Annotated in this window: 12 protein-coding genes; 4 read left to right on the top strand and 8 right to left on the bottom strand. The window is 64.6% G+C overall.

Translation table 11 applies throughout. The features are described from left to right. Positions 1-15: 15 nt before the first annotated feature. Complete coding sequence (locus CO669_RS17610; protein ID WP_198964076.1) at positions 16-939, bottom strand: dihydrodipicolinate synthase family protein; 924 nt, start codon at positions 937-939, stop codon at positions 16-18. 122 nt (positions 940-1,061) lie between these two features. Between CO669_RS17610 and CO669_RS17605 the strand changes: the two genes are divergently transcribed. Beyond that, positions 1,062-1,895, top strand: a complete 834-nt coding sequence (locus CO669_RS17605; protein ID WP_097661096.1) for an IclR family transcriptional regulator — start codon at positions 1,062-1,064, stop codon at positions 1,893-1,895. 16 nt (positions 1,896-1,911) lie between these two features. On the opposite strand, the gene CO669_RS17600 is transcribed toward CO669_RS17605, so the two are convergent. Genes CO669_RS17600 through CO669_RS17585 form a run of 4 tightly spaced genes read right to left on the bottom strand, consistent with a single transcriptional unit; the run spans position 1,912 to position 6,450 of the window. Continuing rightward, entirely contained in the window at positions 1,912-2,817 is a 906-nt protein-coding gene (locus CO669_RS17600) for a ribonuclease Z (RefSeq protein WP_097661095.1), read from the bottom strand. 52 nt (positions 2,818-2,869) lie between these two features. Further along, complete coding sequence (locus CO669_RS17595; RefSeq protein ID WP_097661094.1) at positions 2,870-3,853, bottom strand: antibiotic biosynthesis monooxygenase; 984 nt, start codon at positions 3,851-3,853, stop codon at positions 2,870-2,872. Between the two features lie 11 nt (positions 3,854-3,864). Beyond that, positions 3,865-5,262 carry a guanine deaminase gene (gene guaD / locus CO669_RS17590; protein WP_097661093.1) on the bottom strand — a complete coding sequence of 466 codons (1,398 nt, stop codon included), beginning with the start codon at positions 5,260-5,262 and terminating at the stop codon, positions 3,865-3,867. A gap of 15 nt (positions 5,263-5,277) precedes the next feature. Continuing rightward, the gene (locus CO669_RS17585) at positions 5,278-6,450 is read right to left on the bottom strand and encodes a multidrug effflux MFS transporter (RefSeq protein WP_245444338.1); all 1,173 of its coding nucleotides are present in this window, start codon (positions 6,448-6,450) and stop codon (positions 5,278-5,280) included. Between the two features lie 419 nt (positions 6,451-6,869). Here CO669_RS17585 and CO669_RS17580 point away from each other — a divergent pair, with 419 nt between their 5' ends. Next, a complete protein-coding gene (locus CO669_RS17580; protein WP_097661091.1) occupies positions 6,870-8,360 on the top strand; it encodes an amidase in 1,491 nt (496 codons plus the stop codon). A gap of 139 nt (positions 8,361-8,499) precedes the next feature. On the opposite strand, the gene CO669_RS35065 is transcribed toward CO669_RS17580, so the two are convergent. Beyond that, complete coding sequence (locus CO669_RS35065) at positions 8,500-9,375, bottom strand: hypothetical protein (RefSeq protein ID WP_143278683.1); 876 nt, start codon at positions 9,373-9,375, stop codon at positions 8,500-8,502. Positions 9,376-9,656: 281 nt separating this feature from the next. Continuing rightward, the gene (locus CO669_RS17570) at positions 9,657-10,271 is read right to left on the bottom strand and encodes a TetR/AcrR family transcriptional regulator (RefSeq protein ID WP_097661089.1); all 615 of its coding nucleotides are present in this window, start codon (positions 10,269-10,271) and stop codon (positions 9,657-9,659) included. A 199-nt stretch (positions 10,272-10,470) separates the two neighbouring features. On the opposite strand from CO669_RS17570, the gene CO669_RS17565 reads away from it, so the two are divergent. Together CO669_RS17565 and CO669_RS17560 are read left to right on the top strand one after the other, a co-directional pair. Continuing rightward, positions 10,471-11,712: an efflux RND transporter periplasmic adaptor subunit gene (locus CO669_RS17565; RefSeq protein ID WP_097661087.1), complete on the top strand. Its 1,242-nt coding sequence runs from the start codon at positions 10,471-10,473 to the stop codon at positions 11,710-11,712. A 146-nt stretch (positions 11,713-11,858) separates the two neighbouring features. Beyond that, complete coding sequence (locus CO669_RS17560; RefSeq protein ID WP_097661085.1) at positions 11,859-15,047, top strand: efflux RND transporter permease subunit; 3,189 nt, start codon at positions 11,859-11,861, stop codon at positions 15,045-15,047. On the opposite strand, the gene CO669_RS17555 is transcribed toward CO669_RS17560, so the two are convergent. Beyond that, positions 15,044-15,772 carry a sulfite exporter TauE/SafE family protein gene (locus tag CO669_RS17555; RefSeq protein ID WP_097661083.1) on the bottom strand — a complete coding sequence of 243 codons (729 nt, stop codon included), beginning with the start codon at positions 15,770-15,772 and terminating at the stop codon, positions 15,044-15,046. The genes CO669_RS17560 and CO669_RS17555 overlap by 4 nt on opposite strands. Positions 15,773-15,801 lie beyond the last annotated feature (29 nt).

Below are 15,801 nucleotides of genomic sequence, written 5' to 3'. Positions count from 1 at the left end.
GTCGCCGGTCCAGGTCTAGACGGTGGCAGCAGCGAATGCCGCGGCATCCGCAAGCAGCTCTTTCACTTGGGCCGGCGGCAAGGACTCCAGCGGCGGCCGCAGGCGTTGCCATCCGGCATGACCGGTGCGCTCGGCAACGATCGCCTTCAGCGACGGCATCTGCGGGAAGCGCGAAACCAGCTCGCGCGCCTTCACGATGCGCGCCTGCGCCGCCTTGAGCGCCGCGTCATCGTCGCTGTCGCGAAAATGCTTGTAGACATAGGCCAGGTCGCGCGCGACCAGATTGGACGTCGCGGTGATGCACCCCGCCCCGCCCTTGCGCAGCAGCGGCAGCAGCAACGGATCTGCCCCGACCAGAACCGAAAAGCCGGGGAAGCGATCGATCATCGCGGTCATGTTGGCAAAATCGCCGGAGGAATCCTTGATGCCGGTGAAGGTGGCCGGATGGGCCTTGCGCAATCGCTCGATCAGCGCATGCGAGATCGGCTGCGCCGACATCTGCGGGATGTGATAGAGCACGATCCTGAGCCTGGCATCACCGATGCGCTGCACGATTTCGCTGTAGGATGCGTAGATGCCGTCGTCGCTGACGCCCTTGTAGTAGAACGGCGGAAGCATCACCACGGTGTCGACGCCGACCGAAAGCGCATGACGCGTCAGCGCAACGGTCTCGGTGAGCGCGGCAACGCCGGTTCCGGGAAGCAGCCGCTGCGGCGCGATGCCCGCAGCCACCGCCGCCTCGAGCAGCGCCATGCGCTCGGCCGCGGAAAAGGAGTTCGCCTCTCCGGTGGTCCCCAGCAGGGCGATGCCGTCGCAACCTTCGTCCAGCAAGTAACGGCAATGCGCGACGAAGCGCGCGTGATCGGGTGCCAGCTCGGCGTCGAGCGGGGTCAGTGCGGCGGAGAACACGCCATGGGGGTGCAGCGATGGTGTCGACAAACTTCCTCCGATCGTCAAATCGATATTGTTCGGATTGCGAACATTTGTTATTGAGTTGCCCTGTCGTAAAATCAGCTTGCCGCCACGTCAAGAGCGCTGGCTGTCGTGGCAAGGTATCGAGCATGGCGAGGGGCGAGAAGAAGGCCGCGAAACGCAAGGCGGAAACGCCCCCGAAGAATCCAAAGAACTACGTTGCTTCCGTCGGGAAGGCCTTTGCCGTGCTCCGGAGCTTCAGCAGCGAGGCCTTCGAGCTGACCCTGAGTGAGATTGCCGCACGGGCCGATCTCGACCGTGGAACGGCGTTTCGCCTGATCCAGACCCTGGTCGAACTCGGCTATCTCCAGGCGGTGCCGCAGAGCCGGCGGTTCCGCCTCGGAGTTGCCTGCCTCGACCTCGGCTACACCGTGCTGACGCGGGGATCGCTGCGGCCGATGGTCGAGCCGTTGCTGCGCAACCTCGTGCCCGAGGTCGGCGATGCGGCTTCGCTCGGCATCCTGGACGACGGCGACGTGGTCTATCTCGCGCGAGTCGGCGCCGGTCTCGACCGCCACAAGATGGACCGCCGGCCGGGAACGCGCATTCCCGCCTACAGCGCCGCGCTCGGCCACGTCATGCTGGCACAGCTGACGCGGGACGAGCAGATCGCGCGGCTGGAATCACGCCCTCGCGTCAAGCTGTCGGAACGGACGCTGACCGATCTCGATGCCCTGCTCGCCCGGCTCGACCTCGTGAAGAAGAAGGGCTACGCCGTCTCCGACGGAGAGAACGCCTATGGCCTGCGCACGCTGGCAACACCGGTCTTCGACGCGCAGGATGTGGTGATCGGAGGATTGAGCGTCACCATCGATGCGGTGCGCATGGACATGGCAGCGTTCCGCGACCAGGCGCTGCCGCGGCTGATGCAGCTGACAGCCCAGGTGCAGGATCTCGCGATCAAGTCGGGATTGACGAGCTGAGCACGGGCGGGCGCGACTAGACCACGATGTGATCGAAATCGGCGGCGATCTCAGTGTTCGGAAAAATCCTCACCGCCTCGGCCAGGATCTCGGCGTCCTCGTAACGTCCGGACATATGGGTCAGCACGAGCTGGCGGACGCCGTTCGCGGCTGCAAAGGACGCAGCCTCTGCCGCGGTGAGATGGCCGTAATCCCGCGCGGTTGCGGCGTCGCGATCGAGGAAGGTTGCCTCGATCACCAGCAAATCGGCGCCAGCGACGTCATTCGACAGACCGTCGGTGGTCTCGAGGTCACCGATCACCACGAGCTTCTTGCCGCCGCTCGGCGGCCCCAGGACGTCTTCCGGATCGATCGTTCGATCGCCCTCGATCACGATGGCTCGGCCCGCGGCCAACTCGCCGCGCAGGGGACCGTCAGGAACGCCCAGCGCCGCGAGCCGATCCGGCCGAAGGTGACGGCGTGAGGGGCTTTGGAACACGAACCCAAAACTGTCGGTGTCGCGATGGCGGACCGGAAAGCAATCGATGACGAAGTCGCCGGCATCGATGAGGCGTCCCGCGGCCAAGGCGACGAATTCCACCGGAAGCGGCGCTCTGCCCGCGCCCCACAAGCCTGCCAGCATCTGGATGACGGTGTCGAGCGTGGCCGGGCCGCCGTGAACCGTCATCACCTCGGCGCCCTGCCGCAAGCGCAGCGTCGAGAACAGGCCGGGGATGCCGAGCACGTGGTCGAGATGGGCATGCGTCAGCAGGATGCGGTCGAGCCGTCGAAAGCCGGCGCCACTGCGCAGCAGCTGGCGCTGCGTGCCCTCGCCGCAATCGACCAGCATGCGCTGGCCGGCCGCCTCGATCAGCAGGGCTGGATGGTTGCGTTCCGCCGAAGGAACGCTTGCCGAGGTGCCGAGAAATGTCAGGGCGAACATGGTCGTCGATGTCCAGCGGCCGCCCCTCTCCGCGACAGCACGGTGGACGGCCTTACCGTCCCCAATGCCACGCAAGCAGCAGCGCGTACAGGCCCATCGAGGCGGCATAGAGCACCGCAAGGAGTGCGTAGCCCGCGATCTGGCGACTGACCGCCGCCTTCGGCGCGATCCACCAGTCGAGTGCCTTGAAGGCGGCAGGCACCAGCCACCAGCCGAGCAGCTGGGTGCTGACGAGATTGCCGACGAAGAGCGACAGCCAGACCGGCACGCCATGGCTGTCGATCAGCGGCCCGCTGACGAAAATGCCCCAGAGGTAGACCACCGGATAGAGCACGAGGAGGACGATCAGGTTGCTCTTCCAGATGAAGTCCGGACCTTGCTCCGGCGACTGCGTCTTGCCAGACGGGAACCAGAAATTGAAGCCGTAGCTCGCGCGCTTCACGTTCATGCCGGCATTGAAACGCTCGCCTTCGCTGAGCAGCGTCTGCCGCACGGGCGAGTCAAGCCATGCGTTGAGGCTGGCATCCGAGTCGAACGACAGGATGACGATCCATTCGTCATGCAGCCCCGGAATCGGCCGCTCGATCTTGTGGCGCAAAAACCCCTTGAACTCGGCTTCGGCGGCCTGGATGCGCTGCTGCCATTTCAGGAACGCATCCTCGAGCCCTTCGGGGACCTTGAAGGAGATGACGGCGGACACTGCACTGTCGCGCTGGACACCGCTGTCAGGCAGGATGTGGACATCCTCGGAACCGACGAAATAGCGCTGCACCTCTCCGATCAGCTTGGCCCGCGCCTCGCTCTGAAGCCAGGCGCGCGCGGCGGCCGGGCTGGCGAAACGCACGATCGTCACCCAGTCCACATGCGCCGGCGGCTGCGGCGGCACGACCTCCTGGCTGAGGAAGCCTGGCCATGCCTTCAGCACCTCGCCGACCTCGCCATTCCAGCGCACGAACGCGGCGAAGCCGTCGTCCGCGATCCGGCGCTGGATGACGAGAGCGACCGGTTGGCCGGCTGGATCCGCAGATGCACTCATGAGCTGCTGTCTCAGCTCTTCTTGTAGAGACGCTTGCCCATCACCCAGGTCTCGTCGACGCAGCGGTCGTCGCCGACCATCATGACGGCGAACAGCATGCTCGCGGCCTCATCCATCGTGCGCGGACCGCCGCCGTCGGCGATCAGCGACTGGTGCCACGCCTGCGCGATCTGCCCGCCGTTCGGATCGAGCGCGACGAAATCGGCCTCCTTTCCGGGTTCGAAATTGCCGAGCTTGTCGTCGATGTAGAGGCCTTCGGCACCGCCGAGCGTGATCGACCAGAAGCCGCGATAGGGCGAGAGCTTGTTGCGCTCGGCTTCGGCGAGATCCTTGCGGGTGGGATCGATGCTGCCGTCGAGCAGCGTGTTGTTGCACATGCCGACCTTGTAGGCGTCGTCGAGCACGGAGATCATCGAGAAGCGGTTGCCGCCGCCGACGTCGGTGCCGAACGACATCTTGACGCGATGCTCGGGATCGGTGGCGCGGCCGAGACGGAACAGGCCGCTGCCGAGGAACAGGTTCGAGCACGGACAGAACACCACCGCGGCGCCCTTCTTCGACATGCGGCGGAACTCGCTGTTCGAAAGATAGACGCCATGGCCCCCGGAGAATTTCGGCCCCACCAGGTCGAACTTCTCGTAGACGCCGAGATAATCCTGGCAGTCCGGATGCTCGACCAGCACGCCGCTGCATTCGGCGGGGTTCTCGGAGATGTGGGTGTTGACCCAGCAGTCCGGATGCTCGTGCTTGAGGCGCTGACACGCCTTCAAGAGCTCCGGCGAGGCACCGAAGGCAAAGCGCGGCGTGATGGCGTAGAGGTTGCGCCCCTTGTTGTGGTATTGCGCGATCAACCGCTTGCTGTCGCGGTAGAAATTCTCGGGCGTATCGATGAAATCGGCCGGCGCGTTGCGATCGATGCCGGTGAGGCCTGCGATGACGCGCATGTTGCGGCGTGCAGCTTCCTCGAACAGCTCCTCGGTCGAAACCGGCGAGGAGCTGGTGAAGGCCTGGCAGGTGGTGGTGCCGGACGCCAGCAGCGCATCGAGAAAGCGCTTCACGCCCTCGCGCGCGTAGTTGCGATCGCGGTATTTGAGCTCTTCCGGATAGACCCACTTCTGAAGCCACGGCAGGAGCTGCTCGCCATAGGCACCCAACACGCGGGTCTGCGGCAGGTGGATATGACCGTCGATGAAGCCCGGGACGATGATGCGGTCCTTGATATCAGTGATCGCCACGCCGGGATGCGCAGCGGCGATCTTCTCATACGGACCGAACGCCTTGATCACGCCGTCGGTGACGATCATGAGACCATCCTGATGGAAGCGTGCAGCGGCCTGTTCGTTGCCGACGTGCTTCCAGGGATCGTCGACGAAATCGAAGAACGTGCCGCGAATACCGACGGTGGTCATGAATTGGTTCCTTCCTTAAGTCTGTGCGGCGTGCCGCGCCGAAGGCAATGAGATCGCGAGCAGCACGCCCGCAATGGCGCAGAGGCCGAGATAAAGCCATCCGATCGGCGCCTGCGTGGCCTCAGGCAGCACCGCCGCGATCGCCATGGCACCGCTGACCGCGAGATAGCAGAGCGCGCTGATGAGACCGCCGATCAGGCCGTGGTCGCGCTCGAACAGGCCGAGCGCCATGCCGTACATCATCGGGCACAGCACGCCGCAGCCGCCGAGCACCAGCGCGCCGCCGATCGTGATCGACGCGACATCGAGACCGAAGATCAGGCCGGTTGCGGTCAGAACCGCTGAGCCTGCGAGAAACAGCGCGAAGGCGCCGAAGCCGAGCATGCGGGCCGGCACGAGGCGCGCGAAGTGCGCGCAGCCGAGCTCGCCGGCGAGATTGACGCCGCCAAGGCCCAGCGCGACCAGGCCGTAGACCGCCGCGGAGTAGTCGAGGCCAGTCTGATAGAAGAACGGCGCGACGACGCCGAAGGCAAGCTGCGCGCTCGCCGCGGCGGCGAACACCAGCACGAAAGCGAGGAAGCCCGGGCGGACCAGCGCCTCGCGCAGGATGCCGGCCGTGCGGCGCGGATTGAACGGTGCGCGCCGATTAGCGGGCAGCGTCTCGGGCAGGAGACATACGACGATCGCGGCAACGATGGCCGCAGCGATGGCAATGATGACGAAGACACCGCGCCAGGACGTCAGCTCGACGATGAAGCCGCCGGCCGCTGGCGCAAGCACAGGCGCGAGGCCCCAGGCGGCGCCAAGCAGGCCGGAGATCGCCGTGAGCTCACGACCGCGAAAGCAGTCGGCCGCAACAGCATAGGCGACGACGAGGCAGGTGCAGCCGCCAATGCCTTGCAGGAAGCGCAAGCCGAGCAGCAGCGAGGCGCTGGTGGCGAGCGCACAGGCGATGCTCATTGCGATCAGCATGGACAGGCCTGCGAGCAGGACGTTGCGGCGGCCGAGCGTGTCGGAGGCGATGCCGACGGGCACCAGCGCCAGACTCATGCCGAGCATGTAGGCGGTGACGGTGTTCTGCATCGAGGCGGAATCGGTTGCGAGATCCACCACCATCTGCGGCAGGCCGGGCGTATAGGCATCGAGCGGAATCTGACTGAACGGCACGACGCACAACAGGATCGTCACGATCCCACCCCTCGCGCGACCGGCGTCCGAAGCAAGTGCAGTCATGGCTTTTACGCCCCCTCGATTTCCGCGGGCCTCGTCTTTTCGTGCGCGCAATGAGAGGCGCCGATGCGGGTTGCGGATTGACGGGCGGAGGGTGCCAGAACTGTGTGTAGAAACTCTTAGGGGCGAGCGTATCGATCCGTTTCCGGCCGCTGATGCTCAGGCTGCCACCTCTCAAACAAGAAATGCGAAAACAACCCCATGCAAAGTACAAATCATTGAAGAATTTTCCTGCGTGCGGCCGAGCCTGATGCCGCGTTTGACACGTCGGGCAAAACAGCGGCACGATTGCACGATCGCCATATCGAGTTGCCTTCGTCCGGATCCATTAACCGACCGGAAGGCACGACTGTTTCGGATCGCGAGATGGAGGTCCCATGCAAAGAGCCGCGGACGCTGCTGACTTGGACTACGGCCCGATCAGCGCCCTTCTCGGCGCCCTGCACGCTCGCAAGATGTCGGCGTCGGAGTTGCTCGAACACACCATCGCGCGCATCGAGGCGCTGGATGGCAAGATCAACGCCATCATCGTTCGCGATTTCGATCGCGCCAGAGACGCCGCGCGCGCTGCCGATGCCGCGCTTGGCCGCGGCGAACGGCGGCCGTTGCTCGGCATCCCCGTCACCATGAAAGAGCCGTTCAACGTCGCGGGCCTGCCGACGACCTGGGGCTTTCCGCATTTCAGGGATTTTCAGCCACCCGAGGACGCTCTCGTCGTGTCGCGGCTGAAGGCGGCGGGCGCCATCATCATCGGCAAGACCAACATCCCGATCGGCCTCAGGGATTTCCAGAGCTACAACGAGATCTATGGCACGACCAGGAATCCATGGGATCTCGACCGGTCGCCCGGCGGCTCCTCGGGCGGATCGGGCGCGGCGCTCGCCGCAGGCTTCGGCCCGCTCTCGATCGGCTCGGATATCGGCGGCTCGATCCGGGTCCCGTCGCATTTCTGCGGCGTGTTCGGGCACAAGCCGAGCCTTGGCCTGGTGCCGCTGCGGGGATACAACCTGCCGCCGGCGCCGCCTGTTCCCGGCCAGGGCGATCTCGCCGTCCTTGGGCCGATGGCGCGCACGGCCTCGGATCTTGCCCTGTCGCTCGACGTCATCGCCGGCCCCGACGAGCTGCGCGATGGGGTCGGCTATCGGCTCGCACTGCCCGCCCCTCGCCATGCCGATCTCAGGGATTTCAGGATCCTCGTGATCGATACGCATCCGCTGATGCCGACAGGTGACGCCGTACGTTCTGCCATCGGACGATTGGCCGACCGGCTAGGCAGATCGGGCGCTCATGTCGCGCGTGCCAGCGCCTCGCTGCCTGATCTTGCGGACTCCGCGCGGCTCTACATGAGGCTGCTCAACGGCGCGCGAAGCCCGCGCCTGACACCCGCCGCGCTCGCCGAAGCGCAAGGCCTTGCCGCGGCACTCTCACCCGACGACCGCAGCCTGCAGGCCGAACGTGCCCGCGGCTGGGGCATGCTCCATCGTGAATGGCTCGCAGCCGACGCGGCCCGGCTGCAGCTGCAGCAACGCTGGCAGCAGTTCTTCCGCGAGTTCGACGTGGTGATCTATCCCGTCGCCACCGTGCCGGCCTTTCCGCACGACCATTCCGAGCCGTTCGAGGCGCGGCAGCTCGACATCGACGGCAAGCTCTACAATTACTCCGATGCGTGCTTCATCTGGGCCGACCCCGCCTCGACCTGCGGACTGCCGGCGACCGCCGTTCCGATCGAGCGCACGCCCACCGGCCTTCCGATCGGCGTCCAGATCATCGGACCATATCTGGAGGACCGCACGACGATCGCGCTCGCCGAGCTGATCGAACGCGAGTTCGGCGGCTTCGTCGCGCCGCCGTCGCTGCCTGCCAAATAACCGCAACATGAGAGGGGACGACGCTAATAGTCGTCACGTTCTTTCAGTCGACTGCGCCTCAACCACCGGCACGGCCACACTTGCCACCAAGGACAGCGCCTTTCCAGGCCCTGCCCTGCGGCAGGATTATTCCGACCAACTATCTGCTAATCCAAACCTCAAGAGCGCCCTTTGGCACTCCCGAGCTGAGTTTCGCAACAACCGGTCGGGAGACTATGCTGGAAGCTTGTACGGCTTGCGCGAGTACTCTTGCCGCCGCTTCATCAACCGCGTCCGAAAAGCGCACTTCTTGTAGCCCTGCGGCAGCCGGGGTACGTTCGCCACCGAGTTCAGCGCCCTGAACATTCCAACCAACATCGCCCAATTTACGCATCATGACTCGCATCTCGTCACGAGTGATGACACCGGCAAATTGAACAAATACGCGATAATTGGCGGCTTGAATGTTCTTGTCGGATGGCAATTCCGGCACTTGTACCTTGGCGCGCGGATTGATCGAGGCACTTCGATCCTTCTCGACGTATCCTACCTCAGCATAAGCCCATTTTAAGCGGCGCTCGAGATGCTCTATTCGCAGATCATCAGGCTCCTTGGCTCGAACGGCCTTCAGCCAATCGCCTTCCATTTGGTCGATATCCTTGCGGATATCGTCCCGTTGTTTCTGCAACTCGCTGCGATAGTCATTCCACCCCTTACGAAAGGTGTCGGCGGAGACAAAAGCAAAATATTGTGCGAAGCGGATCCGAAGTTCGATATCCTGATTCAGCGCGTTGTTAAGGAAGTCTTTGATATAGCCGTCCCGAAATTCCTGTTGCTTAACTTGTCGATCCTTATCGCTTCTCACACTCTCAAGAAACGCTGTGGCAAGCTGGAATGAGGGTGGAATTGCTGCGATTGCAATAGCCGCACACACACTGCCAAGCACAAATTTCCAAAAGTCCAGCTTGGACTTGTAGCGCTCTACGCTAAGCTTCTCTCGTTCAATATCGAACTGGGAATCGGCTCCATTGCTCATAGGATTCTCACCCAAATAAATGGTTCGGAAAATGACTTGAATAGGAAAGGACCGGCACCGAATCTACTCGGAATGACGCGGCAAACTAATTCTACTTTAGGTTACCTGACCCGTTCCTAGATGCACGCTGTAGAGCCCGCCTTCCAATCGTGGCCCGTTCGAGTGACCATGGTGGAAGATCGGTGTCCTATGAAGGATATGCTCAAAGGCGCGCCTACGCTCAGCTCACTTGCGCGAGGTGGCGGCATTATCAGCTAAGCCGCGAAGAAAATCGTGAGCCATCACGAGGCAGCAGGGACCTCAGTCGACTGCGCCTCGACCGCCTGCACCGCGACATCAGCCACCTGCCGCAACGCTTCGCGGTCCGCGCCCGAGGATGCCATCACCCCCATGCCGACCGCGACCGCCGAGACGTAGCGCGCGAGCGCGGCGGGATCTGACGTCGACTTGAGATCACCTTCCGCCTTGGCGCGAACAAAACGGTCGCGAAGCTGGTCCTCGTTCTGGGCGCGGCGGGCGGCGAGCTCGAAGGGGACGTTCTCGGAACCGGTGCCGCAGGCGATGCCGCCCTGCACGAGCAGGCAGCCGGGCGGATTGGCGGGATCGGTCTGCTTGTCGGCGATGCCCATCAGCATCCGCTCGGCGACGTCGCGCGCGGTGCGGGCCGCGACCACCTCGTCCATCCAGGCGCCGCGCAATTTGGTGTAACGGTCGAGCGCGGCCTTCAGCAGGCCTTCCTTGTTGCCGAAGCAGGCATAGAGGCTGGGGGGATTGATGCCCATGGCCTCGGTCAGCTGGGCGATGGTGGCGCCCTCATAGCCATGGCGCCAAAACACTTCCATCGCCTGGTCCAACGCCGTTTCGGCGTCGAACTCGCGGGGGCGTCCCATGCGCATGTGCCTGTCTCCTCGGAAGCGGCCGGCGGTGTCAGCCTAACGCCGGTCCCTATCTATTTGTTCTAACTTTCTTTTTCTTGTGTCTTCCAATTGTCGCGGTATCGACGTACATTTTTCTTAGCGATTGATACATAAGTATCTTGCGCTGCGGTATCCAGCTCCACATTTGTAGTGAACACTACATATCTGGAGCGCGCAAATGCCCCCCTCCCAAGAAACATCTTCCGCCGGCCGTTTCCGCCGCCTTCTCGGCGGCGTCGCCATTGTCGGCGCCCTCGCCGCCGCGGGCTCGATCGCGACCGGCCGCTACTTCCATGCCGCCCAGGCCACGGCGACCGCCGCCGCGGCTGAACAGGCCGTCCCCGTCACCGTCGCGCTGATCGAACCGAAGCAGACCGCGCTGTGGGACGATTTCTCCGGCCGGCTCGAGGCCGTCCATCGCGTTGAGCTGCGCCCGCGAGTCGCCGGCGCGATCTTGTCTGCCAACTTCACCGAGGGCGCGCTGGTGAAGGCCGGCGACGTCCTGTTCAAGATCGACCCTGCCCCCTACGCGGCCGAAGTCGACAAGGCCGCGGCCCAGCTCGAAGCGGCGAAGGCGCGCGTGGTGTTCACCAACAGCGAAGTCGAGCGCGGCGCGCAGCTCGTCGGCAACGCCGTCGTGACCCGTCGCGATTTCGATCAGCGCGAGAATGCCAATCGCGAAGCGATCGCCAACGTGAAGGCCGCCGAGGCGACGCTCCAGACCGCCAAGCTCAATCTCGACTATACCGAGGTGCGCGCGCCCGTGGACGGCCGCGTCGGCAAGATCGAGGTCACCGTCGGCAATCTCGTCGCCGCCGGCACCGCCTCCCCGGTGCTGACCTCGCTGGTCTCGGTCAATCCGATCTACGCCTCCTTCGATGCGGACGAAGAAGTCGTGCTGCATGCGCTGAACGCGATCGCGGACGCCTCGGGCCACCGCGGCAATCTCGACCAGATCCCGGTGGAGATGGCGACCTCCGGCGGCCTCTCGGCGAAAGGCCACATCCAGCTCATCGACAACCAGGTCAACGGCCAGAGCGGCACCATCCGTGTCCGCGCGGTGTTCCGGAACGAGGACGGGCGGCTGATCCCCGGCCAGTTCGCCCGCGTGCGCATGGGCCAGCCGAAGCAGCAGACGCTCGTGATGATCGACGAGCGCGCGATCGGCACCGACCAGGACAAGAAGTTCGTGATGGCGGTCGGCGACGACAGCCGCGCGGTGTACCGGCCGGTCACGCTCGGCGGCGCCGTGGACGGGTTGCGCATCGTCACCGCGGGTCTGAAGCCCGGCGACCGCATCGTCGTGAACGGTCTGCAACGCGTGCGTCCCGGAGCCCTGCTGAAGACGGAGGTCGCGGCGATGGGCGCGCGCGGGCAGCAGGCGTCCAACCACAGCAACCAGGATGTGGTGCAACGCTAGTTACCTCGCTCCGGGCCGCGCGCCCGGAACGAACGAGCTACGAAACTCCGAGCACATCGCCTCTGGATTCCGGGTTCGCGCTTCGCGCCCCGGAATGACGGCGGAGCTGTCGGGAGACGACAAAGATATTGCCCAGGGGCAAGGCCATGAATCTCTCAAAGTTCTTCATTGATCGTCCGATTTTCGCCGGCGTGCTGTCGGTCCTGATCTTTCTCGCAGGCCTGATCTCGCTGTTCGCGATGCCGATCTCGGAATATCCCGATGTCGTGCCGCCCTCCGTCGTGGTGCGTGCGACCTATCCCGGCGCGAACCCCAAGGTGATCGCGGAAACGGTGGCGACGCCGATCGAGGAGCAGATCAACGGCGTCGAGAACATGCTCTACATGTCGAGCCAGGCGACCACCGACGGCGCGATGACGCTGACGGTGACGTTCCGGCTCGGCACCGACCCTGATAAGGCGACGCAGCTGGTGCAGAACCGCGTGCAGCAGGCCGAGCCGCGGCTGCCGGCCGTGGTGCGCCAGCTCGGCATCATCACCAAGAAGTCTTCCCCCGACCTCACCATGGTCGTGCATCTGTTGTCGCCCAACGGCCGCTACGACATGACGTATCTGCGCAACTATGCGGTGCTCAACGTCAAGGACCGGCTGGCGCGGATCGACGGCGTCGGCGACGTCCAGCTCTATGGTGCGGGCGACTATTCGATGCGGGTCTGGGTCGATCCGCAGAAGGCGGCCGAGCACGGGCTGACCGCCAGCGACATCGTGAAGGCGATTCAGGCGCAGAACGTCGAAGCCGCCGCCGGCGTGGTCGGCTCCTCCCCGAACGTCAGGGGGATCGACCTGCAGCTCTCCGTCAATGCGGAAGGACGCCTCGCCAACGAGGAGCAGTTCGGGGATATCGTGGTGAAGACGGGGACACGCGGCGAAGTCGTTCGCCTGCGCGACGTCGCGCGCATCGAGCTGGGAGCGTCCGAATACGGATTGCGCTCGCTGCTCGACAACAAGCAGGCGGTCGCGATCCCGATCTTCCAGGCGCCCGGCTCCAACGCGCTGCAGATCTCCGACAACGTCCGCGCCACCATGGCCGAAATCAAGAAGAACATGCCGGAAGGCGTGTCCTACCAGATCGTCTACGACCCCACCCAGTTCGTGCGCTCCTCGATCGAGGCGGTGATCCACACCCTGCTGGAGGCGATCGCGCTGGTGGTGCTGGTGGTGATCCTGTTCCTGCAGACCTGGCGAGCCTCGATCATTCCGCTGCTGGCCGTGCCGGTGTCGATCGTCGGCACGTTTGCGGTGATGCACGTGTTCGGCTTCTCCATCAACGCGCTCAGCCTGTTCGGCCTCGTGCTCGCGATCGGCATCGTCGTCGACGACGCCATCGTCGTGGTCGAGAACGTCGAACGCAACATCGAGGGCGGGCTGTCGCCGCGCGATGCCACCTATCAGGCCATGCGCGAGGTTTCCGGCCCGATCATCGCGATCGCCATGATGCTGATCGCGGTGTTCGTGCCGCTCGCCTTCATCTCCGGCCTCACCGGACAGTTCTACAAGCAATTCGCGCTGACGATCGCGATCTCGACCGTGATCTCGGCCGTCAACTCGCTGACCCTGTCGCCTGCCCTGTCGGCCTTGCTGCTCAAGGGCCACAACGAGCCGAAAGACCGGCTGACGATCATTATGGAAAAGGGCCTTGGCTGGTTCTTCCGCGGCTTCAACAAGGCCTTCACCCGCTCCTCGGAGAACTACAGCGGCAGCGTCACCAGGGTGATCTCGGCCAAGGCCGCCGTCATGGGTCTCTATGTCGTGCTGGTCGGCCTCACGGCCTTCCTGTTCCAGCAGGTGCCTGGTGGATTCGTGCCGGGCCAGGACAAGCAATATCTGGTCGGCTTTGCCCGCCTGCCCGACGGCGCCACGCTCGACCGGAGCGAGGAGGTGATCCGCAAGATGAGCGACATCGCGCTGACCCAGCCCGGTGTCGAGAGTTCTGTCGCCTTTCCCGGCCTGTCGATCTCCGGATTCACCAACTCGTCCAACGCCGGCATCGTGTTCTCGACGCTGAAACCGTTCGACGAACGCAAGAGCCCGGCCCTGAGCGGCAATGCCATCGCGGCCGATCTCAACAAGAAGTACGCCGGCATCCAGGAAGCCTTCATCGCCATGTTTCCGCCGCCCCCGGTCAACGGTCTCGGCACCATCGGCGGCTTCAAGCTGCAGATCGAGGACCGCGCCGGCCTCGGTTATGACGCACTGAACCAGGCGACCAACGCTTTCATGGCGGCGATGCAGAAGGCGCCGGAGATCGCCGGCGTGTTCTCGAGCTTCCAGGTCAACGTACCCCAGCTGTTCGCCGACATCGACCGCACCAAGGCGCTGCAGCTCGGCGTGCCCGTGACGGAGGTGTTCAACACGCTGCAGATCTACCTCGGCTCCTACTACGTCAACGACTTCAACAAGTTTGGCCGCACCTATTCGGTCCGAGTCCAGGCCGATGCGCCGTTCCGCGCGCGTGCTGACGACATCAGGCAGTTGAAGGTGCGCTCGTCCTCCGGTGACATGGTGCCGCTGTCGGCGCTGCTCACGATCCGCCAGAGCGCAGGGCCGGAGCGCGCGATCCGCTACAACGGATTCCTGTCATCCGACATCAACGCGGCGGCCGCGCCCGGTTTCTCGTCGGGCCAGGCGCAGGAGGCTGCAACGCGAATCGCGGCCGAGGTGCTGCCGCCGGGCTTTGCCTTCGAATGGACCGACCTGACCTATCAGGAGTTCATCGCCGGCAATTCCGGCATCTGGGTGTTCCCGCTGGCGATCCTGCTGGTGTTCCTGGTGCTGGCGGCGCTCTACGAGAGCCTGACGCTGCCGCTCTCGATCATCATGATCGTGCCGATGGGCCTGCTCGCTGCGATGTTCGGCGTCTGGATCTCCAAGGGCGACAACAACGTCTTCACCCAGATCGGCCTCATCGTTCTCGTCGGCCTCTCCGCCAAGAACGCGATCCTGATCGTGGAATTCGCGCGCGAGCTCGAATTCGCCGGGCGCACGCCGATCCGGGCCGCGATCGAGGCGAGCCGCCTGCGGCTGCGACCGATCCTGATGACCTCGATGGCGTTCATCATGGGCGTGCTGCCGCTGGTGCTCTCGACCGGCGCGGGCTCGGAGATGCGGCGCGCCATGGGCGTCGCCGTGTTCTCCGGCATGATCGGCGTCACCGTGTTCGGCCTGTTCCTGACGCCGGTGTTCTACGTGCTGCTGCGAACCATCACCGGCAACAAGCCGCTGGTGCATCACGGCAGCGACATCAGCGCGGCGCCGGTCCAGAGTGCGGGGCACTAGATCAGGGAAATCCCCGAGATCAGCAGCAGAACGAGCACGGTCTTGCGAAAGATCGTCTCGTTGACGCGGTGAAAGGCGATCACGCCGAGCGCAGAGCCGGCGAACAGCGCCGGCAGGCTGACCGCGAGGTCGACGAACACCTTCGACGACAGGTTCTGGTGCCCGACCAGCAGCACGATGGCGAAGAGCTGCATCACCGCGATGAAGGGCTGCACGAGACCGCGCTGCTCGCTCTTGGGCATGCCGCGCATGTCGCACCAGATCGTCGGAACGGCGCCCGGCATCGCCGTCAGGCCGCCGACGAGCCCTCCTCCGAACCCGATCAGCGCGACCCAGTGGCGGCCCACGGCTTCGCCGGCGGTCACCAGCGTCGGCCGCAACAGCATGTAGGCGGCATACAGCGCGACGACGATGCCGAAGCCGCGCCGCAGCAGATGCGTATCCGTCGACTGCAGCAGCGAGATCGCGATGGGAACGCCGATCAATCCGCCGACGATCAGCATCAGGCTGCCTTCCCAGCGGATGTTGCGCCGGAGCGCCCACAGATTGGTCGCCTGCACGCCGATGCTGCAGGCCATCATCAGCGGCACGGCCTCGAGCGGCTGAAACACGCGCAGCAGGATCGCGCCCGCCACGGCCGAAAACGCAAAGCCGGAGAGCCCGGAGACGAAGGCGCCGGCGAACACGGCAACACTCAGCAGAATCAGAGTTGCGACATCAGGCACGGACCGTCCTCCGGTCAATCGTAGGGAAT

It is taken from the genome of Bradyrhizobium sp. Y36 (assembly GCF_002531575.1).
In the GTDB taxonomy this organism is placed as follows: Bacteria; Pseudomonadota; Alphaproteobacteria; order Rhizobiales; family Xanthobacteraceae; genus Bradyrhizobium.
The sequence above is the reverse complement of the archived record's forward strand: the minus strand, read 5'-3'. Positions and strand labels throughout refer to the sequence as shown.

Excerpts from the sequence above, each read along its gene's own strand:
- CO669_RS17605 (WP_097661096.1), top strand. The coding sequence starts at position 1,062 with ATGGCGAGGGGCGAGAAGAAGGCCGCGAAACGCAAGGCGGAAACGCCC.
- CO669_RS17600 (WP_097661095.1), bottom strand. The coding sequence starts at position 2,817 with ATGTTCGCCCTGACATTTCTCGGCACCTCGGCAAGCGTTCCTTCGGCG.
- CO669_RS17595 (WP_097661094.1), bottom strand. The coding sequence starts at position 3,853 with ATGAGTGCATCTGCGGATCCAGCCGGCCAACCGGTCGCTCTCGTCATC.
- guaD (WP_097661093.1), bottom strand. The coding sequence starts at position 5,262 with ATGACCACCGTCGGTATTCGCGGCACGTTCTTCGATTTCGTCGACGAT.
- CO669_RS17580 (WP_097661091.1), top strand. The coding sequence starts at position 6,870 with ATGCAAAGAGCCGCGGACGCTGCTGACTTGGACTACGGCCCGATCAGC.
- CO669_RS35065 (WP_143278683.1), bottom strand. The coding sequence starts at position 9,375 with ATGAGCAATGGAGCCGATTCCCAGTTCGATATTGAACGAGAGAAGCTT.
- CO669_RS17570 (WP_097661089.1), bottom strand. The coding sequence starts at position 10,271 with ATGCGCATGGGACGCCCCCGCGAGTTCGACGCCGAAACGGCGTTGGAC.
- CO669_RS17565 (WP_097661087.1), top strand. The coding sequence starts at position 10,471 with ATGCCCCCCTCCCAAGAAACATCTTCCGCCGGCCGTTTCCGCCGCCTT.
- CO669_RS17560 (WP_097661085.1), top strand. The coding sequence starts at position 11,859 with ATGAATCTCTCAAAGTTCTTCATTGATCGTCCGATTTTCGCCGGCGTG.